Here is a 26,218-nt window from a genome sequence, read left to right on the forward strand (position 1 = left end):
ATCAGAGCCGGTTCTTTTCTAGTTCAAGCCAAAACTTGCATAATAACCATTACCAGAAGGTCTGACAAATAAACGAAGTGCATAAGTACCCGAATAATAGTCACCTTTGATATTAGCTTTCATAACCGCTTCCGCATAACCACTGCTTGTTGGTTTACTTTTGACGATGGTTGGGTTTTGAGTAATCGTGTAACTTGCACCTGGTCCCGAAACCAAGATGCCAGGCTCATACACTGAGGTCAGTTCAACATGTCCTCCATACGCATAAGTAACATTAGCGTAGTATGTCATCGTGACAATTCCATAAGTGCCATTAACTTTGAGTCTTAGATTACTATAGCCACTTCCTGATTGAGAACCGACAGAATCCACCCAAGCGTTCCAAGTTGCTCTACTTGCTCTTAGTCCGTTAATCTCATATGCATCAGGTTGAATCTCTAGTATTTTTACCGAACCATCAGGATAGCGATATCTTTCAATTTTTGATCCATCTTCAAACTCCAGTTCATATTCAGGTTCAACATGATCATAATCGTCATCGAGAGAATTCGGCGTCTCGCCATTCTGTATTTTCTCTACCAAACTTGGTATTGCTTCTTCATACACACCAATTTCTTCCAATTTAGTAGAGATATCATCAATTTCAGTTGCGGAAACATTAGTCGTTAAGTAAATTACGGTCAGCGTTGATAAGACAGTTAAATTGAATAATTTAAGTAGTTTATTCACTCTACATCCTCCTCTATTTAACAACCTCTTATGAATTCAGTTTTCCATCCTTTCTGTTTTTTTGAATTCATCTGGTTTAATATAAGTTATCCACAATCACAATGATTCCTATTGACTCTTGAATACTAAAAAGCCGTAATAAACGAACTCAGTCGATATTACGGCTTATCTTGCTAGGCCAAGATGCTGATGATTATCCCAATGCAACAATTACAAAGTTGATGACAAAGAGTAATGTACTTCCATAAACAATCGGATGAACTTCTTTTGCCTTACCGGTTGTAACTTTCACAAGAATGTATGAAATAAAACCAAATGCCAATCCATTAGAGATACTGTAAGTTAAAACTGTCATTAACACTGTAAAGAATGCGGGAATTGCATCCTCAAAGTTCGTCCATTCAATATCCGCAAATGATCCTGCCATAAGGATTCCAACAACAATCAATGCAGGTGCTGTAGCAGCAGAAGGAATTAATCCAATCACTGGTGCAGCAACAATACTGAGTAAGAAAAGAATTGCTGTAACAACAGAGGTTAGTCCTGTTCGTCCACCAACACCAATCCCTGCTGAACTTTCAACGAATGTTGTGACATTTGATGTTCCTAAAATAGATCCTGCTGTAGTAGCAACCATATCTGCGAAGAGACCGCGTTCCATTTTTGAATTAAGCCCCGATCCCGTCTCCATTGCTTTTTCATCTTCATCAGTAAAAATTCCAGAGCGACGTCCTGTACCAATAAAAGTACCAATTGTATCAAATGTATCAGTGAGGCTGAAAGCAAAAATAATAGGAATAACTTTGAAGATATCATGATTTGTAAAGAGACTTACGATTCCTTCTTTACCCAGAGCAACACCGAAAATACTCTTGAAGTCAGCGAAAACTGTTCCGTAACTGTCGGCGCCACTACCGATACTTGATATATCCACAATCCCCATTGGAATACCAATTATAGTAGTCACGATGATACTGATTAAAATAGCCCCTTTAACTTTCTTTAACATAAGAATTAAAGTAATAGCAATACCAATAATTGCAAGCAACACATTCGGATCTTGGAAATTGGTAAGACTTGGTACCCCAGCACTAAAGTTGATAAATCCAACATTTAATAATCCAATATATGCAATAAACAATCCAATTCCTGCCCCAATCGCTTGTTGTAACGTTTCAGGAATTGCTTTTACAAGCTGCTTTCTAATGCTTGTAACGGTTATAATCATGTTTATAACACCGCAAACAAATACCATCGCAAGTGCTTCATACGGTGTAAAGCCACCGATAATTACAACAGTATAGGTAAAGAATGCATTCAGTCCCATCCCTGGAGCTTGAGCATAAGGAATGTTTGCATAAAGTCCCATCATGAGTGTTCCAATAACTGCTGATAGAATTGTTGCGATATAAACACCATTACGTGGTAATCCAGTTTCAGCAAGCATTTGTGGATGCACAAATAACACATATGCCATTGTAAAAAATGTTGTAACACCTGCTAATACTTCAGTACTGAAAGTCGTATTATGTTCTTTCAACTTAAAGAAATTTTCTATTTTTCTCATTTTCTCTCCCTTGTATTTTCTTTGATTTAAACCAAATAAAAAAGATCGGGAGAAACGATCCTAGGTTTCACCACGATAGTCGATACATTTACGGTGTATCGGTAGATACTACCCAACCATATTTTGGGTATTATATTCGGTATAAATACACTTAAAGTGTAAAAGAACCCTATTTAAATGTCAAGGATAACTATAAATCGAATGGTTTATATGATGTTTGTTTAATTTCGAAGGTACCAAAGCCATTCGTATAAGCGATAACTTGTTGTTGATAATTAATAGAAAACTTCAGGTACATTTCACCACGGATAACTATCATCTCTCCTTCGTAATCGGTACTTTGAATCGTTGCAGAAACATTAGTTAATTCTCTATACGCCTGCTTTAGAGAATAATCCGGAATTCGTAGTATAAATTCGCCTACTGGCTCAAGTTCCGTAAACTCAACTCGGCTCATTATTTTATGATACAAAACTTCGGTTGCATGCCTAAAGTCTGAAGGTGTACTCACTGGACTCGCAAATTCAGCTCCGGTTAATGTTAATTTAAAGTCTGTTATGAGTTTTCCTCTATAAGGAACAGAAACTAGTCTATCCAAACTTTCCACAATAGCATTCTGAAAGGATTGTCTTAAGTATCCTGTATTAATTTGCGTTTCATAGATAAATCCTTCACCGCAAGGCAGTGGATCAAGTTTGAATTTCATCGTTGCCCAGTTAGAGTTTTCAATGGTATTCATCAATACCCAATCTTCCACACAACCTCTTGGTGTCATTTTATTTTGAACCGAAACTGTACCCAATGCCACCTTACAATGATAAGTTTCGTATAAAGTGTGTTCAATGACTTCTTTCTGAACCTCTCCTACTAAAATCAACTTAATTTCCTGAGTGATATCATCGATTTCATATTCTAGAAAAGGATTAACATCTATCATTTTATTCAGAGCATCCAAGACTCTTGTGCGCGATCCTTTCTCATATTCTAAAGTTACTTTGTATTGACCTTGTGACCACACTGGCATGACCTTACTCTGGTCAACATTACCCAACCACTGACCAATTTTAAGGATATCAAATCCTTCAACGATTGCGATATCTCCAGAATTTACCGTATTAGTTTCTATCATTTTTCCATTCTCTAAAACCCATAATCTACTGATTTTTATCATAGTTTCATTAATTATGAAGCGTTCTTGTTTCTTTATTGTTCCGGTAAAGATACGTAAATATGTCTGAATTTTACCTAGATGATTATATGTTTTTTTATATACAATTGAAGACAGATCATCCGATGAATTCTTATCTGAGGACAACGTTTCTATCATATGAATTAAAGAACTAATTCCAATAGATTGGGTAGCTGATCCTTTAATAATTGGTATATATTTATTGTTAATCACGGATTGATTCCATGCCTTTTCATAAATCTCATCGGTAACATCTTCATTTAGAACATGCTCCAAAAATGCATCATCATGGAGTGTTAACACATCAATAACTTCTGATATGTTCTCAGCAATAGCTGCTCTATTATGAGTAAGTTCCTTTATACTATTAATCTGTTTTTCTAATGATGCACTTTCAATATCAATTTTATTAACAAAGACAATAGTTGGAATCTTCAGCTCCTGCAAAGTATTATATAACTTTCGTGTCTGTGATTTGATGCCACCGTCATTTGCAGCAACCACCAAAATTGCTAAATCTGTCGCAATAAGAGCTTGTTCTACTTCATGGATGAAATCCATGTGTCCCGGTGTATCAATAATATTTATTTTACAGTCCCCAACCGTAATTGAAGTTGTTGCTGTATAAATCGAAATCCCTCTCTTCTTTTCGAGTGCATCGTTATCTGTAGTTGTTGTTCCTTTATCAACACTACCTAAAGTATTTTTATTCATTGAGGTACTTAAAAGAGCTTCGGTTAAACTGGTTTTACCGGCATCTACGTGTGCAAGAATTGCAATATTTATTATTTTCATGTTTTCTCCATATAAAAACCCCGAAAATATTCTTCACGGGGTTTAAAATGAATCGAGTTTAAGAGTGAATGCTAAAGAATATTTATAGTTGCACAAAACACCGATGCTAACATTGGTCTTTTGCGATTAAGTTTTACTATAATATTCTTGCGCATGCAATCACCTTCTTTAATTTAATATAACATTCCCATTGCCCAAAATCAAGAAGTCTCACTTCGTTATCGAGATTCGGGATGCATCGCATCATAGATATTCTCACCTAATACAATGAGCTGAATGATATTATTGGAATCCTCAACATCAATATCTTTTTTTACTAAGAAATCACAAATAATGGGGAAATGCTCGGTGACATAGGAGTCCATATCTTGCTTAAAAACTCTCCCATCACTCGTAAATACTTGAAACTGAAACAAGTCTGGCTTAAGATCCATCGGGCTAATTCTGTGATATGCAGCATAAACAATTTTAACCTTAATGACGTCGTCATATCGGTAAGTTTGACTATATCGTGACCCATTAAATGTTGATTTTATCTTCTCTAAAAATGATTTGTATTCAATGATTGTAAGATTATTTTTGTTAATCACTATGCCGCCTTGCTTACCCATCGAAAACAACATGAGTGTCATGAAAATAAAAACACCAATAGAATACCATGGCGCGATAAACCTTCCAAAAGTTATCGCATAGAGAATTCCGATACCCAGAGTTCCTAAAATAAATAACTTAGGATTACGCTCACCAATCTTAAATGGTTTCTTTAAATATTGTGCTCCGCGAACTAATTGATCGATAGAAATATCGTACAAATCGCTTAATAAAATAATGTTTTCTAATTCTGGATAAGACTCACCACGTTCCCATTTAGAAACAGCTTGCCGCGTTACATACAATTTATCTGCTATCTCTTCTTGGGTAAATCCATTCAACTCTCTATAATATTTTAAGTACTCATGTGTATTCATACGAATTCCTCCTTGTACCTAAATTGTAGGCTTCTAAAGCCAATTCTGTCACGCAACCTGTGGTTTCCTTCATGATATATTCATTATATCAGTAAATATAACACAACTTACACACTATCCTTGACCTTAAACCTCCTTTAAGCTTTATAATCTATCTGAGGTGATCTTTTATGAAGATAAGTTTGGTTGAAGAAATTACAGGAATCAGTGCGAGCACAATTCGTTACTATGAACAGATTAATCTTGTTATACCCATTCGCGATGAAAACAATTATCGAAATTACTCCGATAGTAATGTAGAAACTCTCTTAGAAATTAAGTTATTAAAAAAACTAGGATTTCCTTTAAAAGTAATCGAGAAAATTATTAATAAAGAAATGTCGTTACAACAGGGAATTGATACTGCAATTCATAATTTAGAACAACAAAAAAGTGATATCGACGATTCTCTACAACTTCTTAACCTTCTTAAAGAGAGTCATCATGATAAGAAAAAAATTGATACTCGAATTTATGTCGGCAAATTATTTGATTTTAAAGTAAGCAATCATCCCTTCATTGACTTTTGTGACTCAATTTCTGATTTGTTGGCTAAATATACGTTCACATTGAGAAAAGGATTCTACCCCGAGGAAATCATTTCGACACCTCGAGATTTTACATTAGAGCTTTTAAGATATGCTCAAAGAGAAGAAAAAACACTGGAAATTCTCAATGAGAGTATGCACCCAGTGATTATAGTGAACGGTCGTCAATACCAAGCAATCCGAACTTTTGAGAAATATGGTATTCCAATTGTATATTTCAAACCCAAATCTTCTTCGGATGATAACACAATACATCAATAGAAATATGATAATAATTATGATATTATAATTTTACTTTGGGTCCGCTACATGAATGTCATGACCCTTAATTTGTGACTAAATTAAGGAGGACCACTATGATACATTTAAGTCATATTTCTAAAAATTATAAGGTTCCGATTCGAGATGGGGGAATCAAATCTGCACTTAAGTCATTTGTCCATCGAGAATATCGTGATATCAAAGCACTCGATGATATCAGTTTTGATATTCCTAAAGGACAAATTGTTGGCTATATCGGGCCAAACGGGGCCGGGAAAAGCACCACTATAAAAATAATGACCGGCATCCTAAGACCTGACCATGGAATCTGTACGATTGACAATATTTCCCCATTTTCAAATAGAAAGCAACACGCTAAACAAATTGGCGTGGTTTTTGGTCAACGCACTCAACTCTGGTGGGATATTCCGGTCATTGATTCGTTCGAACTTATAAAGGATATGTACGATATTCCTATTGTTGATTATCATGAGCGTCTTGCCGAACTCACTGATTTACTAAATCTCAATGATCTGCTTACGATGCCTACACGACAGCTTAGTTTGGGACAACGCATGCGTTGCGATATCGCTGCCGCACTTCTACATGATCCGAAGGTATTATTTTTAGATGAACCGACAATAGGTCTCGATGCTCCTTCGAAAGTAGCAGTAAGACAATTTATAAAAAAAATTAATGAAAAGCATCAAACAACAGTTGTCCTTACAACACACGATATGCAAGATATTGAGTCCTTAGTAGATCGAATTATTCTAATAGGCAAAGGAAAAATACTTTTTGACGGAAGTATGATGGAGTTAAAAAAATCTTATCCAATGCGTAAGAATCTAAAAATTCAATACGAAGGATCACTCCGTCCAAGTTCACACTATATAATAGAATCCGACACAGGAAATTATGCAACCTTGCTGATTGAAGGTTCTGTTCAGAAGGCATTAACACAGCTAAATACCGACTTGGTTATTCAAGATTTCGAAGTTGGTAGCGAATCATTAGATGACTTAATAATAAAAATTTACGAGGATTATGATATATGAGAATATATTTATCCTATTTTAAAATTCGTTTTGTATCTGGATTGCAATATCGTAGTGCAGCACTCGCAGGAATGATTACCCAAGTAGTTTGGGGGATTCTTAGCATTACTTTTCTCAACATCTTTAATACCAACGTAATGTCACATGATAATCTTTCTACTTATATTTGGCTAAATCAAGCGTTTCTTGCTATAACTGCGATTTGGGCAACCGATACAAGCATCTTTGATCTTATTGAAAATGGTGACGTAGCCCTTGAAGCGCTTCGTCCTGTAAATCTTTATAGTCTGTGGTTTATTCGAAATCTAGCATTTCGAATATCGCGATGTCTTCTACGATTTGCGCCTGTAATTATCACAGCATTTTTACTTCCAAGTCCCTATAAAATGTCCCTTCCAAGTTCACCTCTTGTTTTTATCTACTTCTTAATCTCATTAGTTCTAACATTATTAATAGTTGTGGCAATTACAATGTGGATGGCAATTTTCACAATTCATATTAAAACCTCTTTAGGAATTCGCACATTATTTATGGCTATTTTTGATTTGTTTTCAGGGACTAATATTCCTCTTATTTTCTTCCCAAGTTGGCTACAAAGAATTTTATCATTAACATTCTTCATTGGTTTACAAACTGCAACTTTCAACATTTATCTCGGTCTTGCAAACCCGCTACCAACCCTAGTACTTCAATTTGTTTGGGCGGTTATACTTATTGGATCTGGTTACTTCGCTATGCAACATGCTCTTAAACACTTAGAAATTGTAGGAGGTTAAAATGAAACTCTACTTCAAACTGATTGGAATGCATTTTAAATCTCAAATGCAGCATCGAACATCATTCATTACTCTCACAGTTGGGCAAGCACTCATGACAGTCAGTGCAGTGATGAGTGTTCTTATTCTTATGTCTCAGTCTCAAAATAATACAGAGTTCACAATCATGGAAATGTTACTTGCGGGATCGATTGTGAATGCTACATTCTCTCTCGCAGAGTGTTTCTTCAGAGGCTTTGATTTATTTCCTCGACTGCTTGGAAATGGCCAGTATGAGCGGATGCTTCTTAGGCCCAAAAATATTCTAATTCAGATTTTAGGAAGTACCATGGAATTTAGTCGACTCGGAAGAACTTTTGTTGCTCTTGTTATTTTGATATTTGTTTTACTTCAAGTCCCCATCCAACATGGTTGGATGATTCTACTGATGATACTTTCTGGAATCGTTCTCTTTGGTTCTTTATTCATTATTTACGGAGCTTGCAGTTTTTACACCACTGATTCCCTCGAGGTCTTTAACATCTTCACGGATGGAGGGCGCCAGTTTGGTCAAATTCCATTTAATCTTTATGGCAAGAATATTTTAGTATTCGCAACTTTCGTCATTCCTTATGCTTGTTTTCAATATTATCCACTGTTAGTTATTCTCGGAAAAAGCGTCTCCACGATTTATATGCTCGCACCTCTCGCATCGTTTATATTCATAATACCTGCCATGTTAATCTGGCAGCAAGGAATGCGTCATTATCAATCTACAGGTTCTTAAATATATCAAAAGCATGACCAAGTATATTGATCATGCTTTTTGTTTAATTATTGGTATTTCTTCTTCGAGACATAAATCATTACAACACCTGCACTGATCATAAGTGTAGTGAGAACAAGTATCTTCTTACTGGTTGATTCAACACCGGTCTTCGGCAATTCATCTTTAGACTTATCCTTCGGATCCACCTTAGGTTTTGGTGTCTCAGAATTTTTATCATAGATGTAATCTACTACAATCTCCGATTCTCCAAAGGTTCCCGTTGCGTTAGTAGGAAGTTTGCTTTCGTTGAGTGTATACCCTTCAATTATATTAATATAATCTACTCCTGAGACATTGTAAGAATCGCCAACAATACCATTGACTACTTTCTGTGTTGCTATTTCTTGTAGGTTAGTATCAAGGTATCTTATAATTACGTTGCCATTTTTTACTTCTTCCTTATTGAAGACATAGGTTACTTTTTGAGAATCCAACGTGATAAAGCCTTTCGCATTGCTTGGCAGTTTAGAATCATCAAGTGTGTATCCTGAAATTTCAGTTACATATTCGGAAGTAGAAGCATCATAAGGATTCCCTACGATACCTTCAATAGTTTGTTGTGGAGCTATCTCATTATTATTCGTATCCACATACTCAACAATAACCTTACCATTTTTAATTACTTCTTTAGTATAGACATATGTTACTGTTTGAGGATCAGAGGTAATCGTACCTTTCGCATTGCTTGGTAGTTTAGAATCATCAAGTTTGTATCCTGAAATTTCAGGTACATATTCCGAAGTAGAAGCATCGTAAGAATTTCCTACGTTACCTTCAATAGTTTTCTCCGGAGCAATCTCATTATTATTCGTATCTACATACTTCACAACAACCTTACCATTTTTAACTTCTTCTTTAGTATAAACATAGGTCACTGTTTGAGGATCGGAGGTGATCGTACCTTTCGCATTCACAGGTAGTTTTTCCACATTTAATGTGTATCCGGGAATATTAATTTTATATTCTGACGTCGATGCATCATATGTTTTTCCGATGATTCCATTAATTTTAAGTTGAGGTGCAATTTCAGTATTACCTTCATCTACAAAACGAACGGTTACCGTTTGATATTTGGGAGTTTCATATAAACTTAGCGAATGCGTATACTGACCACTCGAGATAGCATAATCTGTAAAGTTATTCGGAACTGCATAACTTCCGTGTGGATTATTAAACCGAATGTTTAAATAGATGCGGTCAAGATTCTTAAAATCCTCCGATGTGACATTATCTACAATAATTGAGTCATCAGTAATAACTACACGACTACCATCGACAGAATTTTGATCAAACTTCAATATCATGTTGTAAGGGTCTGTCTTTGTCGTGAATGGGGGTTGATATCCATCAAAATTGGTAAGTCGATTTGGGTAGAGTGAAATTGGAATCGTTAATTTTAAGTTTTCTTCATCGAATTGTAATAAGTCTTTATCGACTCGAGATTCTGATGAATCATTCCCTACCGACTGACTGTATGCCATTAACTTTTTAAGTGATTTCATTTCATTAATGGGTCTAAAATCAGAGACACTGGTGAACTGCATTAAGAGACTTTCTAATTTTTCTGATTTTGTTAGTGGCTCGATACTTTCGATTCCTTTTGTTTCACTAATTTGCAGATAAATCAAAGACTTAATGTTTGCTACTTTTACTAGACTTTTTGAAGTTATTGATGTTCTTTGTAGTGATAAGTAAGTTACTGAATCTGCAAGTTGTGGAAAGTTCGCATCATTTAGAGACGGTGTTGTGATAGATACAAAAGCAAGTTTTCCCATTTTTTCTAATGGACTAAAATCACTGATTAGATTTCCTTCCGCAATATTGAGATTTGTTACTTCCGTTGCGTATTCGAGCCCCTTAATATTTGAAATTGGCTCTGAGCTTTCTTTTATATCAATGTTACGCAAGGACTTCATTGATTCTTTTGTTAGTTGATCTACAGGAATACCCATCTGGGAAGCAATCTTTTTTTGTAGATTTTCATCCGGCATCCACTCACTTACATCGGATGTAGAAACCACGGTATTATTCTGAGGTGTTGTTTCAGCAAGAACAGGGAAAACACACCCTGCCAAGATAATACAAATGGATAAGATACCTATTTTTTTCTTTTTCATATTATTCCTTCTCTTTCTATTTTTATAAGACTAAATATACGCACAATTTACACCATTATAATACCAACAAACACAATCTAAATCTTTGATTTAACAAAACGTTCATTTTATGTCACAAAAATTCCATAAAAATAAAAAAACGAGGATAGATGCACTATCTCTCGTTAATTTGCTTTCCATTCCAGTCACTGTTTAGTATGGAATAGAAATGAATATCATATTTTTTCTTATCAAATTGGAACGCTTCGCGTTTCGTTCCTTCATAAACAAATCCAACTTTTTCGTAGGCGCGTCTTGCTCTTGGATTGAAACTATAAACTTCCAACTCAATGCGATTAAAATCAAATTGTTTAAACGCATATGTCAGAAATAACGTCATCGCTTCACTTCCATATCCATGACTTGCATGGTTTGGATCCATGAGAATTCGGAAGCTAATCAAATCCATTTCCGGATCCCACTCATTCAATACTATCTCTCCAAGGACTTCGCCATCAACCGTAATTGCTAAGTCGAGTCTGTCTGATGCTGTTTGAATGTCTTTATACCATTGTCTGTAGCGCGCCAGTTCTTCGGGTGTACGTTCTCGGTTTAACTCTTCCGTAGTTATCGCACTCCCCGTTAGAAAGCCAACTTCAGGAATCTGAATAATTTCTATCATTCGGTCGATGTCACTATCTTCAAACTTACGTAGAATAACACGATCTCCGACTAATGTCGGTTTTATCTCAAATCCTGTTAGTTTTACTTTTTCCTCTGACTTACCACTTAGTTTTTCAATATCTGACAATGACTTGGCATTCACATCCAACATTAATATTTCCTTAAACTTCTGAATATCCTCGTCACTCATAACAAGTAATTCTTTGTTCAGTTCAAGATCACTCTTTTCATCACCATCGAGATATGCTTCTTTTACAAGAAGATAGTAATAGAATACATTTGGATTGATTTTATAACGCGATAAAAAAGTTTTATCGATTGTCTCTTTTAATAGAACTTGTTGTTTCTCACCATATGGGAACATCTTCGTATAATAGTTTCGAGCTTCCTGCTCCTTATCTGCTTTTGTTTGAAATAGATTTTTAAATCCCATAGCACTCACCTCTTTAATAAACTTATTATAACAAGCTCATTCCCTAATAACACTTTATTTTATCTTAATCCAAATCTCAGTGACCAAGTTAGGATACTACGGGTCCTCACCGGTAATTTTATGCTATGTATTTCCCATAAATAGTCACGAAGCGTACTTACTAAAATAATCCTCGCTTCGTTTTACACGTTCCCCCGTTAATTTTGTATTTCTCTGTTTTTATATTGATGTCTATAGAATCAGAATCCAAGGAATCGAGTAAATCAATATAATAGGTCCTTTCTAACGATAACTTTTCAAAATCCAATACAATTGTTTCTACACCTTTATCTTTTTCTATCTCATAGGAATAACGAGCACCATTTACAACGGAATAAGCACGACTTCTTTCAAAAAATAATGATTCAACTTCTTGTGTACCCATTTCTCCCTTATTTTTTAAATCAGTCGTAATAACCATTTCTGTTTCTATGACTCTATCATTGTCTACAACCATTGTTTCTTTGATTGGTTTACCATTCAATTTTCCTTCGCAAACCACATTGGAAACTGTACTATTCATACAGCCAGATAAAGCAAATATAATCACGGGTAAAACTAATCTTTTTCTCATCATTTTCCTCCGATAATTATAGTTATTCTTCTCTATTGAATATCTAACTTTAGTATACACTAAAAGGCGTAACTGTGGCATCAATCTCTTTACTGTGTGTAATCAGATATAAAAAAAGCACTTATCGATGATAATCGTGCTTTGTTTTAATTCTTTATTCTTCAATAGCCTTACATCTCATACCATCATCGAGATAACTTTCTATAGTTCTGTCCATACTAATATACTCTGATTCTTTAGTATCAACCATACCTTCGAAATAAAGTTGTTTCATCGACGCTTTCGTGTAGTCTGTTATCAGTTTCTCCGTAACAATAGTTCCTTCAATACTATATTCGTAGGATACACCTTCGATTCCTAAATAATCTTTCTTTGTGTCTTCCATATTATTTTTAATATCCGTTTCAGTGATTTTTCCTCTCTCGATATCATTGCTATAGTCCATTACCGACTCAATTGTGGATGTCTTCATTCGATCTTGAAATCCTGTCATCGTATCTGTTAATGTATTGTCCCCTTCAGTAATTTCACACACGACAACGTCCAGTTTTTCCTCCTCAACAATATCAATAGGAAGATCTTTGGCTAAATTAATGGGTTTCTCTTTCTTGTTTGTGCATCCCACCAAGACAAGCATTATAATGCCTATGATAAGTACTTTCTTCATTCTTTCCTCCATTATTTAAAAAGCCCCACTTTTAGGATTGTTGAAAATGTTATTTCAACGATCCCCTCAAGTGAGGGCTAAGTATTATTAACTCTCTAATTATTTATTAAACAGTACGTTCGTGAGCTGTTCTCATGAGAACATCAAGTTGTTGTTCTTTTGTTAATTCAACAAAACGAACAGCATATCCTGAAACACGAATTGTAAGGTTTGGATATTTCAATGGGTTTGCCATTGCATCTTCAAGAAGTGAGTTATCAAATACGTTAACGTTTAGGTGATATGCTCCTTGTGAGAAGTATCCGTCCATAATTCCACGTAAGTTATTGACACGTTCTGCGTCAGATTTACCAAGTGAAATTGGAGCGATTGTTTGAGTATTAGAAATACCATCTAATGCACAGTTATAGTCTAATTTAGCTGTTGAGTTTAATGAAGCGAGAAGACCATTACGTTCTGCACCGTATGATGGGTTTGCTCCTGGAGCAAGTGGAACACCACGACCACGGCCATCAGGTGTGTTACCTGTAGCTTTACCATAAACAACGTTAGATGTAATTGTTAACAAGCTAAGTGTTGGTGTTGAATTACGATATGTATGGTGACGTTTGATTTGAGTCATGAAGTATTGTAATGCCCAGTTTGCTAAGTCATCAGCACGGTTATCATCATTACCGTAACGTGGGAATTCTCCTTCAATTTCAAAGTCTACAGCGATTCCATTTTCATCACGAATTGGTTTAACTTGTGCATATTTGATTGCTGATAATGAGTCAGCAACGTGTGAGATCCCTGCGATACCTGTAGCAAATGTACGTTTAAGATCTGAATCCATAAGTGCTAATTGTGATTTTTCATATGCATATTTATCGTGCATATAGTGAATTGAATTTAGAGTATTTACATAAAGTTCTGCAAGCCAATCCATCATGTCTTGGTAAGCAAGTTTTACTTCTTCAAAGTCTAATACTTCTGAAGTAATTGGACGATAACGTGGACCAACTTGTGCTCCTGTAATTTCGTCAACACCACCATTGATTGCATAGAGTAATGCTTTAATCAAGTTAGCACGTGCTCCAAAGAATTGCATGTCTTTACCAATAACTGTTGCGGAAACACAACATGCGATTGCTGCATCATCTGAACCCCATTTTTCACGGAGTAATTCATCATTTTCAAATTGAATTGATGACGTTTCAATAGCAATGCGTGATGCGAAAGTACGGAAACCTTCAGGTAGTGAATCACAGTATAATACTGTTAAGTTTGGCTCTGGTGATGGTCCCATGTTAATGAGTGTATGAAGAAGACGGAAGTCAGTTTTTGTAACTAATGAACGTCCATCAAATGCCATACCAGCAATTGAAAGTGTTGCCCAAATTGGGTATCCACTGAATAACGAGTTGTATTCTGGTGTACGAGCAAATTTAACCATACGTAGTTTCATAACTAAGTGGTCAATAAGTTCTTGAGCTTCTTTTTCAGAAATAACTCCTGCTGCAAGGTCACGTTGGATATAGATATCTAAGAATGCTGAGATACGTCCAATTGACATCGCTGCACCGTTATTTTCTTTGATAGCTGCTAAGTAACCAAAGTATAACCATTGTACTGCTTCTTGAGCATTTGCTGCTGGTTGAGAAATATCGCAACCATAGCTTGCTGCCATTTCTTTCATGTCGCTTAATGCACGAATTTGTTCGTTGATTTCTTCACGTAAACGGATAACATCGTCTGTCATTGTACGGTAACCTGTATGGTTTAAGTCGTTTTTCTTAGCTTTGATTAAGTAATCGATTCCGTAAAGAGCAACACGTCGGTAGTCACCAATTATACGTCCACGACCGTATGCATCTGGTAGACCCGTAATAATTTTATTCTTACGAGCTGCACGCATCTCTGGTGTATAAACATCAAAGACACCTTGGTTATGTGTTTTACGCCATTTTGTAAAGATATGAACAAGTTCTTCATCCGGTTCGTAGCCATTACTTTCTAATGATTTCACAGCCATTCCGATTCCACCAAATGGAATAAATGCTTGTTTTAGTGGTTCATCTGTTTGGAACCCTACGATTTGTTCTTTATCTTTATTCATATAGCCTGGGCCATGTGAAGTAACAGTTGAAACAATCTTTGTATCCATATTGTAAACGCCATCGTGTTCACGTTGATATGCATTCATTTCCTCAAGTTGTTCCATGAGATCCAATGTGTTTTGCGTTGGTCCTTCTAAGAATTCATCATCCCCGCGATACTCTGTATAGTTTTCTTTAATGAAATTACGAGTATCAATGTTTTCTTTCCAATAGTTTCCTTTGAAACCATTCCATTGATTATACATCAAGATACCTCCTTATTTAGTATTCTATTTCCAATACCTTATGTACTACCCTATCATTATAACGAGTCGTCATTTAATCCTTATCGTCTTCCCTTTATTTTTCAGAAAAAAAACACAATAAAACCTCTGATTTTCGAAAGTTTGTGAAAAGTATGCCAAATTTATCCTTATCTTCACAAGCCAAAGCTATTGTTATTATACGCACAAAGAGACACCTTATCATTAAAAAGAGTCACCCTTAGATAAGGTGACTCAAATACTCTCAATTATTATTTTTTAAATGCTTTATTTATCTATGAAAGTGTTATTTCTTCTGAGGGTTTACTTTGTGTTTCTTCTTCTACATAAAGTTTGTCTTGAACTTTAAAGAATGGATAGTAAATAAAGATACCAAGAACAATCAGTCCTAGTTGCAACATTCCTGCCATAACGCTTCCTGTCGATAACCAACCCGAGAAAAATGGTGGCATGGTCCATGGTAATGTAACACCTGTTGTATAAGGAATCCATCCCAGAACTGTAAAACCTGTAGCTATTATTGTATTGATCAAAGGTACAATAATAAATGGAATTACCAGAATAGGATTGAGGACAATTGGAAGTCCAAAAATAACCATTTCATTAATACCAAATATTGCAGGAACAATTGATAATTTACCCAATTGTTTCATTCGTTCCGATTTTCCACGCCACATCATCAAGATGACCAGTGAAATGGTACTTCCACTTCCTCCAAAATTTGTAAAGAAATCAGAGAATGTTTTCGTGTAGATATATGGTTGGACTAATCCTGCATTAAATGCTTCTAAGTTTGCATAAGTCATTGCATTGTGAATCGGTTGATAAACCGTATTCGCAACCCCTGGTCCATGAATTCCAAAGAACCAAAGAATTGATGAGATAAATTGGTATGATAACTCAAAGAATTTTGATTCTCCCACCTTTAATAGTGGTGTTTGTAAAACTGCGTAGATAAAGTTTTGTGCAAATTCAAAGCTCGTAAGTCCGAAGAGAATTCGAACAGCAAAGAACACACTCATAACAACAAAACTTGGAATTAAAACAGAGAATGACAACGCTACAGCCGAAGGAACTCCTTCAGGAAGCTTAATTACCCAGCCTTTATTCGTTGCGAAACTAAAGATTTCTACCGCAATAATTGCGACGATCATACCTAGAAATAATCCTGTCGAGGATAGGTTCCCAAAAGCATAACCTTTAAAGACTTCTCCTGTTGCATTCGTAAATTCAGGATGTACTTGTGGTGTTAAAATTAAAAATGAAACATACGCAAGGAGTGCTCCAGAAAAAGCATTTACATTTTTAGTTTTACTATATGAATAACCAATTGCCATAACATTTAAAACACCAATTAAATTAATCGATGCGTTGGATATTGCATCCAAATAACTCTTCCATCCTGCACCAAAAATACCAGCCATAAATTCAGCATATCCTGTTATTGGAAAATTACCAATCAACATAAATACTGATGCAACAATTATTAATGGCGTCGTTAATAAGAATCCATCTCTAATTGCAATTAAAACCTTATTATTTCCCAATTTTAAAGCAATGGGAGCCAGCTTATTTTCTATAAATTCTATCATTTTATATGATTCCTCTCGTATTTTTTATTTGTCTATTTTAATACTAAAGGCTACAACATTCCTTATTCATACATATCACCCCATATCAACTTAACCATATTAGCATATATGTTTAATATGTTAAACAGAGATGCACACAAATTTTAAAGATTTATCACATAGAAAAAAGAGTCCTTTTTAAGGACTCTTTACAGTTATTATTTAGTACCGTAGATTCTATCTCCAGCATCTCCAAGACCTGGAACAATATATCCTTGATCATTGAGTTTTTCATCAAGTGCTGCAAGGAAGATATCAACATCTGGATGATTTTTCTTAATGAGTTCTACACCTTCAGGAGCTCCTACTAAACAAACAAGCTTAATGTTTTTTGCACCACGATTTTTAACAATTTCAATCGCCGCATCGGCACTACCACCTGTTGCAAGCATTGGATCTAAAACAAGAACCTCAGCATTTTCTAAATTCTCAGGGAACTTAGCAAAATATTCATGTGGAAGTAATGTTTCTTCATCACGATAGACTCCAACATGTCCTACCTTTGCAGTTGGGATTAAGTCAAGAATTCCTTCAACCATTCCGAGACCTGCACGGATAATTGGAACAAGGACGATATCTCTTTTTAGTTCGAATGTGTTGTAAGGTCCACTGTGTGTTTCCACAGTGATTGGGTCAAGCTTAATATCTCTTGTAATTTCATATGCCATCAGTCCAGCAATTTCGTCTAAATTCTGGCGGAAATCTTTTGTTCCTGTTGACATACAACGCATTTGAGTCAATTTATGGGTAATTAATGGGTGATTTAATACTGTAATCATTAGATTCTTTCTCCTCTTACTGGAAATTTACGTGTCATTGCTTTCACTTCATTTCCAATTCTTTCTAAAATTTCTTCATTTTCATAGTTTCTTAATGCTTCATCAATAAAATGAGCGGTCTTTTTAAACTCTTCAATGCCAAAGCCACGACTTGTCATAGCGGGTGATCCAAGACGAATACCACTTGTAACAGCAGGGCGTTCTTTATCAAAAGGAATCGCGTTTTTATTGATGGTAATACCAATTCTATCGAGAATTTTCTCAGCGTGAGCTCCCGTCATTCCAAGACTTGCTTTAACATCTACAAGTACAAGGTGATTATCGGTGCCACCACTTACCAAACGATAATTTAAACTTTCAAGCTCTGTAGAAAGAATCTTTGCATTATCAATAACTTGTTGTTGATAAACTTTAAATTCTGGTTGTAATGCTTCAAAGAAACAGACTGCTTTACCACCAATAACGTGCATCAATGGTCCCCCTTGAGTTCCAGGGAATACTGAGCGGTCCAGTTTCTTTGCATATTTACTCTTACAAATAATAGCGCCACCACGAGGTCCACGTAGTGTTTTATGAGTTGTGGTCGTTACAAAGTCAGCATAAGGAACTGGTGATGGATGAAGTCCTGTTGCTACAAGACCTGCAATATGAGCCATATCTACCATTAGGTAAGCACCAACTTCATCAGCAATTTCTCTAAATTTTGAGAAATCGATTGAACGTGCGTATGCACTAGCACCTGCAACAATTAGCTTTGGCTGAACTTCACGAGCAATCTCAAGAACTTTATCATAATCAATCATTTCTGAATGAGGATCCACACCATATCCAAAGAAAGTATAGTTAATTCCAGAAAAGTTAAGATTGTGTCCGTGTGTTAAGTGACCACCCGAATTTAAATCCATACCCAATACGACATCGCCATGATCTAAGATTGTCATGTAGACAGCCATATTGGCTTGAGAACCACTGTGTGGTTGAACATTAACATGCTCAGCACCATAAAGCTCTTTCATACGATCAATCGCAAGATTTTCCACGACATCAACGTATTCACAACCACCATAATATCGTTTCCCAGGGTAACCTTCCGCATATTTATTAGTTAATATACTTCCTGTTACTTCTAACACTTGATTAGAAACATAATTTTCAGAAGCAATCAGTTCGATATGTTCAAGTTGACGCTCTTCTTCAAGAGCAATAGCATCAAAAACTAAAGTATCTCGCATTAACATTCCTCCTTTTGTTCGATATCTGCTAATTTGCAGATACGACGACTGTGTCGTGGGTCTTCACTAAACTCTGTGTTGATCCATGTTTTCATGATTTCAACATTTGTTTCGTAATCAGTAGTACGTCCTGCCATAGCAAGTACGTTTGAGTCATTATGTTCACGTGTCAACTGAGCAACTTCTACACTTGTAACAAGCGCACATCTTACACCATGAACTTTATTTGCAGCAATTGAAGCTCCGATTCCAGTACCACATAAAATTACACCACGATCGAATTCTTTATTTGCAACTGCTTTTGCAGCTGGATAAATTACATCTGGGTAATCTTGACTCTCTTCAGAGTGGACACCATAATCATCAACTTCATGTCCCATATCCAACAACACTTGTTTCAAGCGTTCTTTTTGTTCAAATCCCCCATGATCACATGCCATTACTATTTTCATATAACATCCTCCTTCATCACTGTTTCTAATTTAATAATACCTTCTCTTAAGCAAACAATCTTTTCCTGCGTTAAATCAAAGACACTCGATGATTGTCCACCTGTACACACACCTTCCACAACGCCTTCAATACGACCCGATAGTTGTTCTAATACCATATCTGAATTAAGCGCTGTATCCAGTCCTGAACGATTTGCAGATGGTAACCAAACTGGGTTTCCCACTTTATTAATTAAACTTTGAACCCATGGATCATCTGCCATTCGTATTCCAATTGTCTTCTGATCACCCAGGAAATCAAAGACACCCTCTTTACGATTAAAGATAAATGTCACTGCCCCTGGCATAAACGTCTCAATTAGATGCTTTTCACGATCTGTAATTTGAGCTATCGACTCAATTTGATCTAACGAACTTACCATTAACGGGAAAGGTTTTGTTTCCGGTCTTTCCTTGGCTTCCTTCAATTTCGTATAGTTCTCTGGTTCTTTACTGCTTGCAGCTAAACCATATACCGTATCTGTTGCGATAGCGACCAATCCACCATCTGCAATAACACTTGCTATTTCTTCTATCTCACTTTTTGTATATACTTTTGTTTCCATATTCATCCCTCTTTACAGTATTTTATCACAAAAAAAGATACTAATCTTGTGGATTAATACCTCTATAGACAAACACCATACGGTCAAGACCGTTCATGTCTTGACGTAATTCAATTTTTGAGTCCTTAAAATAGTGTTTTGCGAGTTCTACAACTGCGTCACCAATATCAAAACCAATCTCAAAAGCAATCATTGCTTTCTCATTGAGTACTTTATCTGCATTCTCTAAAACACGTCGGTAAAAGTATAAACCATCCTCGCCACCAAATAGGGCAACATGGGGTTCATAGGTTAATACAGAGCTTTGAATATGCTCCGTATTCTTAATATAAGGGGGATTACATACGAGAACATCAAGTTTAATATTTCTATCAATTAATGGCTCTAACATATCTCCTTGATATATTTTTAAGTCAACATCATTTAATGTCGCATTTTTCTGCGCTACTTCTAATGCACCCTCGCTAATATCCGTTGCATAAACAGATTGATCGAGTTCCTTAGCCAAAGCAATACCAATTGCTCCACTACCACACGCAACATCTGCTACAACAGGATTAACAAAGTAATCATCAATATCACTTAAGACATATCCTACTAATTCTTCTGTTTCTGAACGAGGAATCAACACATTCTCGTCAACAAGCATTTTATAACCATAAAACCACTCATAACCCAAGACGTATCCTAATGGAATGTCTTGAGTTAATAGTGCAATTTTTTCATGGTAAGCTTCTTGAAGAGTAGAACTTGCTTCTTGACTCATTTCTAAGTAAAGATCACGATTTTCTTCACGTAACAACTCGAGCATTAAAACTCGGGAAAATCCCGCATAGATTTGATGTGATTCTAAAGTCTTAGTTCCTTCGTCCATTAATTCTTTAATTAACATTATACGCCTCGTTCAAGTATCTCTTTTTGTTCTTCTTCTAATAATGCGTCGATGAATTCACCCAATCGACCTTCCATAACCATGTCCAATTTTTGGAGTGTAAGACCAATTCGGTGATCACTAACACGGTTTTGTGGATAGTTATACGTTCTAATTTTTTCAGAACGATCACCACGCCCAATTTTTGATTGTCGTGATTGATTTCTTTCTTCGTCTGCTTTTCTTTGGTATTCCTCAAAGACGCGCGCACGAATTAATCGCATTGCTTTATCTTTGTTATCATGTTGTGAACGACCATCTTGGCACTTCACAGCAATACCTGTAGGCTTATGAACAATACGAACTGCTGAGTCAGTCTTATTAACGTGTTGTCCACCAGCACCACTGGAACGCATTGTATCAATTTCTAAATCATTTGGATCGATATCTACTTCTTCCTCTTCAACATCCGCTAGTACAAGCACAGTTGCAGTAGAAGTATGGATACGCCCTTGTGTTTCAGTCTTCGGTACACGTTGAACACGATGTGCTCCTGATTCAAATTTAAAGTGACGATACGGTTCAGCACCTTTAACTACAAATGAGATTAATGTATAGCCGCCAGCTTCAGCATCTTGAGCTTCAATAATTTCATATTTATAGCCCAAGCTTTCAGCATAACGCGTATACATACGATAAAGGTCTCCTGCAAAGATATTTCCTTCATCGCCACCAGCAGCCCCACGAATTTCAACGATTGCATCGTATGAATCACTTGGATCACGTGGAATTAATAATACACGTAACTCTTCAATTAATGTTTCTAATTTTTCTTTGTACTCTTGGACTTCCATTTGAGCCATTTCTTTCATTTCGGCATCTTCTTCTATTTCTAAAAGTTCAGACGCTTGTTTGTAGAAATCCTCAGCCTCTAAATAACTATTATATGATGTGAGAACTTGTTGTAACGAAGATTGTTCTTTACCAAGTTTCGCCATCTGTTTTCTATCGCCCAACACTTCTGGAGTCATCATTAAATCTGTGATTTCTAAATCACGATTTTTGATTGTTTCCAAGCGTGTGCGCATTGTACTTTCCATCATTTTATTCACCTTCTTTATATCTATCAATGGTTGGTTTGTCTAAGACGATATGGTCATGTCGACAACGTGCTTCATAAGACTCGCTCGCACCGATTAATACGGTCGGATCATTATAGGATGCGGGTTCACCATTAACGAGTCGTTGTGTACGTGTTGCGGGAGCACCACACTTCGTACATACAGCTGTTAGTTTCGTAACAAATTCCGCAGTAGTCATTAATTTAGGAATAACCCCAAAAGGTTCTCCACGAAAGTCCATATCCAAGCCTGCAACCATAACACGCTTTCCTAACAAGGCGAGATGATCACAAACCATTGTGATTTCATCATCAAAAAATTGAACTTCATCAATGGCAACAACATCAGTTTCATCACTGATATGATCCAATATTTCTACAGCTGTTTTCACAACAATACTTTCTACTTTAGTACCTGAATGTGAAACAACTTCTGAGTAACTATAGCGATTATCGATTTCCGGTTTAAATACTAAAATATTCTTATTAGCATACTTTAATACATTAATACGACGGATTAACTCTTCCGTCTTTCCAGCAAACATACAACCTGTTATAACTTCAATATAACCTTCTTGATATTGATGATACATCATAATTTTTCCACCTCTTACGTACTATTTTATCCTATTTGACCAAAAAAAATAAGGGATATCCCTTATTTTAAACCATATTTTTTGTTGAACTTGTCAATACGTCCAGCAGCATTCGCAAAGCGTTGTTTTCCAGTATAGAATGGATGACAGTTTGAACATGTATCCACACGTAAGTCTGTTGCTGTTGATCCTACTTCAATTTCAGTATTGCATGATGTACATACAATCTTGGTTTTATTGTATTCAGGATGAATTCCTTTTTTCATTCTTCAAGTCTCCTTCCGCCTAAGACACTTTCATATCTTAGATAAGTGCTATGATATAATACCATAATCACTGAGGTTACGCAATAATTTTAATTACTTTCTTGATGAGTTACGATTGTTTTCAAATCGACCTTCACGATCACAACAATCATTGCGATTATCACCACGACGTGACCCTCTCATCGAGCGATGATGACCGGATTCATTATCCGTCATATGGTCATTACCATTCATATGATTTCTTCCGTTCATATGATTTTCATCATTCATGTGATCTTCATGATTTTCAAAATCTTCATCTGTCATGTGATTGTTGTTGTTATGACGCTCTGTCATAACTTCACGATCTGTATCATTTCCATTAATCATATCTGATGCTGCAGAAATTGTAAGTGGATTTACTAGAAGTATTGCAACTAGTGCCATTGCAGTTAAAATGCTGTATTTTTTATTCATACGAACTCCTTCTTATATATATCCCCTCATTACTTCCACAATATTATACCACGTATGGTTGTGTAAGTGAATGTTCGTACTATTTAGCAATAAACTAAAAAGCGATTCATAACTTTATGATAGTCACGCTCGCTTTTACTTCGATTATTTATTTTTTTTAGTAATTATTCTTATTACGATCAAACTACCAACGACAAGTGTTGCCGAACTGATTAGATATTGTTTCTCAGTCATATAAAGCGGTACTACTTGACTATATATAATAGTAAATACTGCTACAAAAATAACAATTACAATATAACTCTTCCAGTCTTTCATGAACCGTCCACCTACTTTTCAAATTAATATCTATTATTTGAGTGTCTATTTCCGTTTCTTTTTCAGGTATGTATGAACACCAAACGCTCCTGCAGCAGCTCCGGTAGCAGTGACAGCCACTCCAACAGCAACCGATCCGCTACTCTCAACTTCTAAGGGAATAGAAAATCGTCCACTGAGAGTAGTAACTTCTATTATGTTTTCTTCTTCATTAAACTCCAACTCTTTTCCACCGATTGAAGTATCATTCACTTTCAATCCTTGAATATTAAATTTTTTAATATGTTTATAATCTTTATTAGAAATTTTCATGAAATTTCCACCTGGAGACAATTCAATATTTTCTCCACTTGAAATTACTGTAATTTTATAATCATCAAATTTCATGTTTTCATCAATATATATAATTGAATAAACATATTTTTTTGATTTTGATTCATCTTCTGAAGTAACTTCAACATTGATTTTAGATTCTTTAAAATTTTCTGATTTATCCATTTCCACTTTATAACTTGCATCTTTGTTTTTTAAATCAACTTGAATATTCGTTGGAAATGGCTGTTCCGCTAGATATATATTGCTTTGATTCAAATTCAAAGGAACAAAGCCCTTCGTTTTTGTTTCGAGTTTTATATTATCAATCTCTACACTCTCAAGGCGTTCTTTTTCTTCTTTAGCACGTTGTTCTTCCTCAAGACGTTCTTTCTCTAGTCTTTCCGCTTCCAGTTTTTCAGCTTCTAATCTTTCCGCTTCAATTCTTTCGTCCTCAATCCTTTTTGCTTCTGCTTTCTCTGCCGCGATTCTTTCATTTTCTACTCGAGCAGCTTCTGACTTTTCAGCAGCAACTCGTTTTTGTTCCGAATTGTTTGATGCAGGTGCGGGTGCTGAACCACCACCACAAGGATTAGAGTAACCAAGGTTATCACCATCAGGATAATAACGATTACCTTTTTTTGATGCACGATGCCAGTGATTATCTGGACCATGGCTGCCATACAATTGTCCATTACAACTCACTACATTACCTGAACTTATTTGACCACCACTTGCCTCAATACTCATTCCAAAAGTGATGAACATTAACATTGCTAGAAGTGATACCTTTATTTTACGATTCTTCATGTTTCCTCCAAGATATTCCCTATCATCATGAATTTCATACGCTATTACTTTATTGCAACTACGAGTTTATCCTCACTAATGAATTTTATCCTTTATAATTAACTTAACAAAGGAGATACTCACCATGAAAATAATAGATCTTTCACACCCTCTCAATGATCATACCCCAACATATCCTGGAGATCCAAAAACAGTAATTAAAGAAATTACTTCATTAAAAAAAGATGGATACTTAACAACACGACTCACTACGTCACTCCATAATGGGACACACGTTGATTCACCATGTCATTTATCTGATAATACAAAGCACATTGATGACTACTCTCTTGATACTTTCATTGGTACGCCAACGATTATTAAAACATCTGATCCAATCATTGATTTAACACAGAGTATTCAAGATACTATCTCAAATTCTAAGATAGTCATTTTCCAAACAAACTACGATACTTATTATGGTACTGATGATTACTACAGCAACCATCCTATCATTACGCTGTCTCTTGCTGATGCCTTAATTGATGCAGGAGTCAAAGTAGTAGGGTTTGATTCTCCTTCTCCAGACAAGGATCCCTTTGAAGTTCATCAACACCTTTTTAATCATGATGTTTTGATTGTGGAAAACTTAACCAATCTCGCATCATTAGAAGATTATAAAGACATTGTTATCCACATGGTTCCTTTAAGAATTCACGCAGAAGCATCTCTCATACGTGCTTACGCTATTGTGGACGACGAGAAGCCATTCTAACAAAGAAGCGGTAGAACACTTCAACCATAACAATCGCAAGTGCTATCGATACTGAAATTGAGAATGTTTTGACGATTAATCCCATTCCTAAAATGTAATCACCACTTACAAATGCGTTAACGGTTTGATAAGCTGCAATCCCTGGAACGAGTGGAAAAACACCTGGAATATTAAAGGTTGTAGCAGGCATACGGTTTTTCTTAGCAAAATAGATTGACAAGAATGATACGAAAATTGATCCGATAAACACAGCGATAATCTGACTGACTCCCAGTTGCATTAGAATCCAAGCGCTAATCCAACCAGCCATTCCAGTAAAGCCACAGTTAAACAACACTTTTCTCGGAACATTTACGATAATGCCGAAGAAAAATGCTGATACAAAACTACTTAATGCTTGTACTAAGACTCTCATATCCATAT

26 protein-coding genes and 1 riboswitch are annotated in these 26,218 nt (G+C 35.7%); of the genes, 5 read left to right on the forward strand and 21 right to left on the reverse strand.

What is annotated here, in order from left to right:
• Positions 1-18 precede the first annotated feature (18 nt).
• The 4 genes from H9L01_RS02280 to H9L01_RS02295 form a co-directional block, all read right to left on the reverse strand.
• Positions 19-729, reverse strand: coding sequence for a hypothetical protein (locus H9L01_RS02280; RefSeq protein WP_187534417.1), 711 nt, complete (start codon positions 727-729; stop codon positions 19-21).
• Positions 730-922: 193 nt separating this feature from the next.
• Entirely contained in the window at positions 923-2,296 is a 1,374-nt protein-coding gene (locus H9L01_RS02285) for an NCS2 family permease (protein ID WP_246449137.1), read from the reverse strand.
• A 55-nt stretch (positions 2,297-2,351) separates the two neighbouring features.
• Positions 2,352-2,454: riboswitch (purine riboswitch) on the reverse strand.
• 32 nt (positions 2,455-2,486) lie between these two features.
• The gene (locus tag H9L01_RS02290) at positions 2,487-4,280 is read right to left on the reverse strand and encodes a GTP-binding protein (RefSeq protein ID WP_187534418.1); all 1,794 of its coding nucleotides are present in this window, start codon (positions 4,278-4,280) and stop codon (positions 2,487-2,489) included.
• Between the two features lie 218 nt (positions 4,281-4,498).
• Positions 4,499-5,248: a helix-turn-helix domain-containing protein gene (locus H9L01_RS02295; RefSeq protein ID WP_187534419.1), complete on the reverse strand. Its 750-nt coding sequence runs from the start codon at positions 5,246-5,248 to the stop codon at positions 4,499-4,501.
• Between the two features lie 170 nt (positions 5,249-5,418).
• Here H9L01_RS02295 and H9L01_RS02300 point away from each other — a divergent pair, with 170 nt between their 5' ends.
• From H9L01_RS02300 to H9L01_RS02315, 4 genes are all read left to right on the forward strand, one after another.
• The gene (locus tag H9L01_RS02300) at positions 5,419-6,096 is read left to right on the forward strand and encodes a MerR family transcriptional regulator (protein ID WP_187534420.1); all 678 of its coding nucleotides are present in this window, start codon (positions 5,419-5,421) and stop codon (positions 6,094-6,096) included.
• 95 nt (positions 6,097-6,191) lie between these two features.
• Entirely contained in the window at positions 6,192-7,154 is a 963-nt protein-coding gene (locus H9L01_RS02305; RefSeq protein ID WP_187534421.1) for an ABC transporter ATP-binding protein, read from the forward strand.
• Positions 7,151-7,930 carry an ABC transporter permease gene (locus H9L01_RS02310; RefSeq protein WP_187534422.1) on the forward strand — a complete coding sequence of 260 codons (780 nt, stop codon included), beginning with the start codon at positions 7,151-7,153 and terminating at the stop codon, positions 7,928-7,930. The genes H9L01_RS02305 and H9L01_RS02310 overlap by 4 nt, the downstream gene beginning before the upstream one ends.
• 1 nt (position 7,931) lies before the next feature.
• Positions 7,932-8,696 carry an ABC transporter permease gene (locus H9L01_RS02315; RefSeq protein WP_187534423.1) on the forward strand — a complete coding sequence of 255 codons (765 nt, stop codon included), beginning with the start codon at positions 7,932-7,934 and terminating at the stop codon, positions 8,694-8,696.
• A gap of 47 nt (positions 8,697-8,743) precedes the next feature.
• Here H9L01_RS02315 and H9L01_RS02320 read toward each other — a convergent pair whose 3' ends face one another.
• The 16 genes from H9L01_RS02320 to H9L01_RS02395 form a co-directional block, all read right to left on the reverse strand.
• Entirely contained in the window at positions 8,744-10,855 is a 2,112-nt protein-coding gene (locus H9L01_RS02320; protein WP_187534424.1) for a MucBP domain-containing protein, read from the reverse strand.
• A 154-nt stretch (positions 10,856-11,009) separates the two neighbouring features.
• Positions 11,010-11,951, reverse strand: coding sequence for a GNAT family N-acetyltransferase (locus H9L01_RS02325; RefSeq protein ID WP_187534425.1), 942 nt, complete (start codon positions 11,949-11,951; stop codon positions 11,010-11,012).
• Positions 11,952-12,111: 160 nt separating this feature from the next.
• A complete protein-coding gene (locus H9L01_RS02330; RefSeq protein WP_187534426.1) occupies positions 12,112-12,564 on the reverse strand; it encodes a DUF1307 domain-containing protein in 453 nt (150 codons plus the stop codon).
• Between the two features lie 154 nt (positions 12,565-12,718).
• Positions 12,719-13,231: a DUF1307 domain-containing protein gene (locus H9L01_RS02335; RefSeq protein WP_187534427.1), complete on the reverse strand. Its 513-nt coding sequence runs from the start codon at positions 13,229-13,231 to the stop codon at positions 12,719-12,721.
• A gap of 106 nt (positions 13,232-13,337) precedes the next feature.
• Positions 13,338-15,575, reverse strand: coding sequence for a formate C-acetyltransferase (gene pflB / locus H9L01_RS02340; RefSeq protein WP_187534428.1), 2,238 nt, complete (start codon positions 15,573-15,575; stop codon positions 13,338-13,340).
• A 293-nt stretch (positions 15,576-15,868) separates the two neighbouring features.
• The gene (locus H9L01_RS02345) at positions 15,869-17,185 is read right to left on the reverse strand and encodes a PTS sugar transporter subunit IIC (protein WP_187534429.1); all 1,317 of its coding nucleotides are present in this window, start codon (positions 17,183-17,185) and stop codon (positions 15,869-15,871) included.
• Between the two features lie 197 nt (positions 17,186-17,382).
• Complete coding sequence (gene upp, locus H9L01_RS02350) at positions 17,383-18,003, reverse strand: uracil phosphoribosyltransferase (protein WP_187534430.1); 621 nt, start codon at positions 18,001-18,003, stop codon at positions 17,383-17,385.
• Positions 18,003-19,235, reverse strand: a complete 1,233-nt coding sequence (glyA, locus tag H9L01_RS02355; RefSeq protein ID WP_187534431.1) for a serine hydroxymethyltransferase — start codon at positions 19,233-19,235, stop codon at positions 18,003-18,005. The genes upp and glyA overlap by 1 nt, the downstream gene beginning before the upstream one ends.
• Entirely contained in the window at positions 19,235-19,687 is a 453-nt protein-coding gene (locus H9L01_RS02360; protein ID WP_187534432.1) for an RpiB/LacA/LacB family sugar-phosphate isomerase, read from the reverse strand. Before H9L01_RS02360 ends, glyA begins: the two co-directional genes overlap by 1 nt.
• Entirely contained in the window at positions 19,684-20,292 is a 609-nt protein-coding gene (locus H9L01_RS02365) for an L-threonylcarbamoyladenylate synthase (protein WP_187534433.1), read from the reverse strand. Before H9L01_RS02365 ends, H9L01_RS02360 begins: the two co-directional genes overlap by 4 nt.
• Before the next feature lie 40 nt (positions 20,293-20,332).
• On the reverse strand, positions 20,333-21,184 hold the full coding sequence (gene prmC, locus H9L01_RS02370) for a peptide chain release factor N(5)-glutamine methyltransferase (protein WP_187534434.1): 852 nt from the start codon (positions 21,182-21,184) through the stop codon (positions 20,333-20,335).
• Positions 21,184-22,266: a peptide chain release factor 1 gene (gene prfA, locus H9L01_RS02375; RefSeq protein ID WP_187534435.1), complete on the reverse strand. Its 1,083-nt coding sequence runs from the start codon at positions 22,264-22,266 to the stop codon at positions 21,184-21,186. The genes prmC and prfA overlap by 1 nt, the downstream gene beginning before the upstream one ends.
• A gap of 1 nt (position 22,267) precedes the next feature.
• Entirely contained in the window at positions 22,268-22,876 is a 609-nt protein-coding gene (locus H9L01_RS02380) for a thymidine kinase (protein WP_187534992.1), read from the reverse strand.
• Between the two features lie 65 nt (positions 22,877-22,941).
• A complete protein-coding gene (gene rpmE / locus H9L01_RS02385) occupies positions 22,942-23,145 on the reverse strand; it encodes a 50S ribosomal protein L31 (protein ID WP_187534436.1) in 204 nt (67 codons plus the stop codon).
• A gap of 93 nt (positions 23,146-23,238) precedes the next feature.
• Complete coding sequence (locus tag H9L01_RS02390; protein ID WP_187534437.1) at positions 23,239-23,601, reverse strand: hypothetical protein; 363 nt, start codon at positions 23,599-23,601, stop codon at positions 23,239-23,241.
• 363 nt (positions 23,602-23,964) lie between these two features.
• A complete protein-coding gene (locus tag H9L01_RS02395) occupies positions 23,965-25,041 on the reverse strand; it encodes a hypothetical protein (protein ID WP_187534438.1) in 1,077 nt (358 codons plus the stop codon).
• A 124-nt stretch (positions 25,042-25,165) separates the two neighbouring features.
• Between H9L01_RS02395 and H9L01_RS02400 the strand changes: the two genes are divergently transcribed.
• Positions 25,166-25,795 carry a cyclase family protein gene (locus H9L01_RS02400; protein ID WP_187534439.1) on the forward strand — a complete coding sequence of 210 codons (630 nt, stop codon included), beginning with the start codon at positions 25,166-25,168 and terminating at the stop codon, positions 25,793-25,795.
• Here H9L01_RS02400 and H9L01_RS02405 read toward each other — a convergent pair.
• Complete coding sequence (locus tag H9L01_RS02405) at positions 25,767-26,216, reverse strand: threonine/serine exporter family protein (RefSeq protein WP_246449139.1); 450 nt, start codon at positions 26,214-26,216, stop codon at positions 25,767-25,769. The genes H9L01_RS02400 and H9L01_RS02405 overlap by 29 nt on opposite strands.
• Between the last annotated feature and the right edge of the window lie 2 nt (positions 26,217-26,218).

The sequence above is a fragment of the Erysipelothrix inopinata genome (genome assembly GCF_014396165.1).
Lineage (GTDB): Bacteria > Bacillota_I > Bacilli_A > Erysipelotrichales > Erysipelotrichaceae > Erysipelothrix > Erysipelothrix inopinata.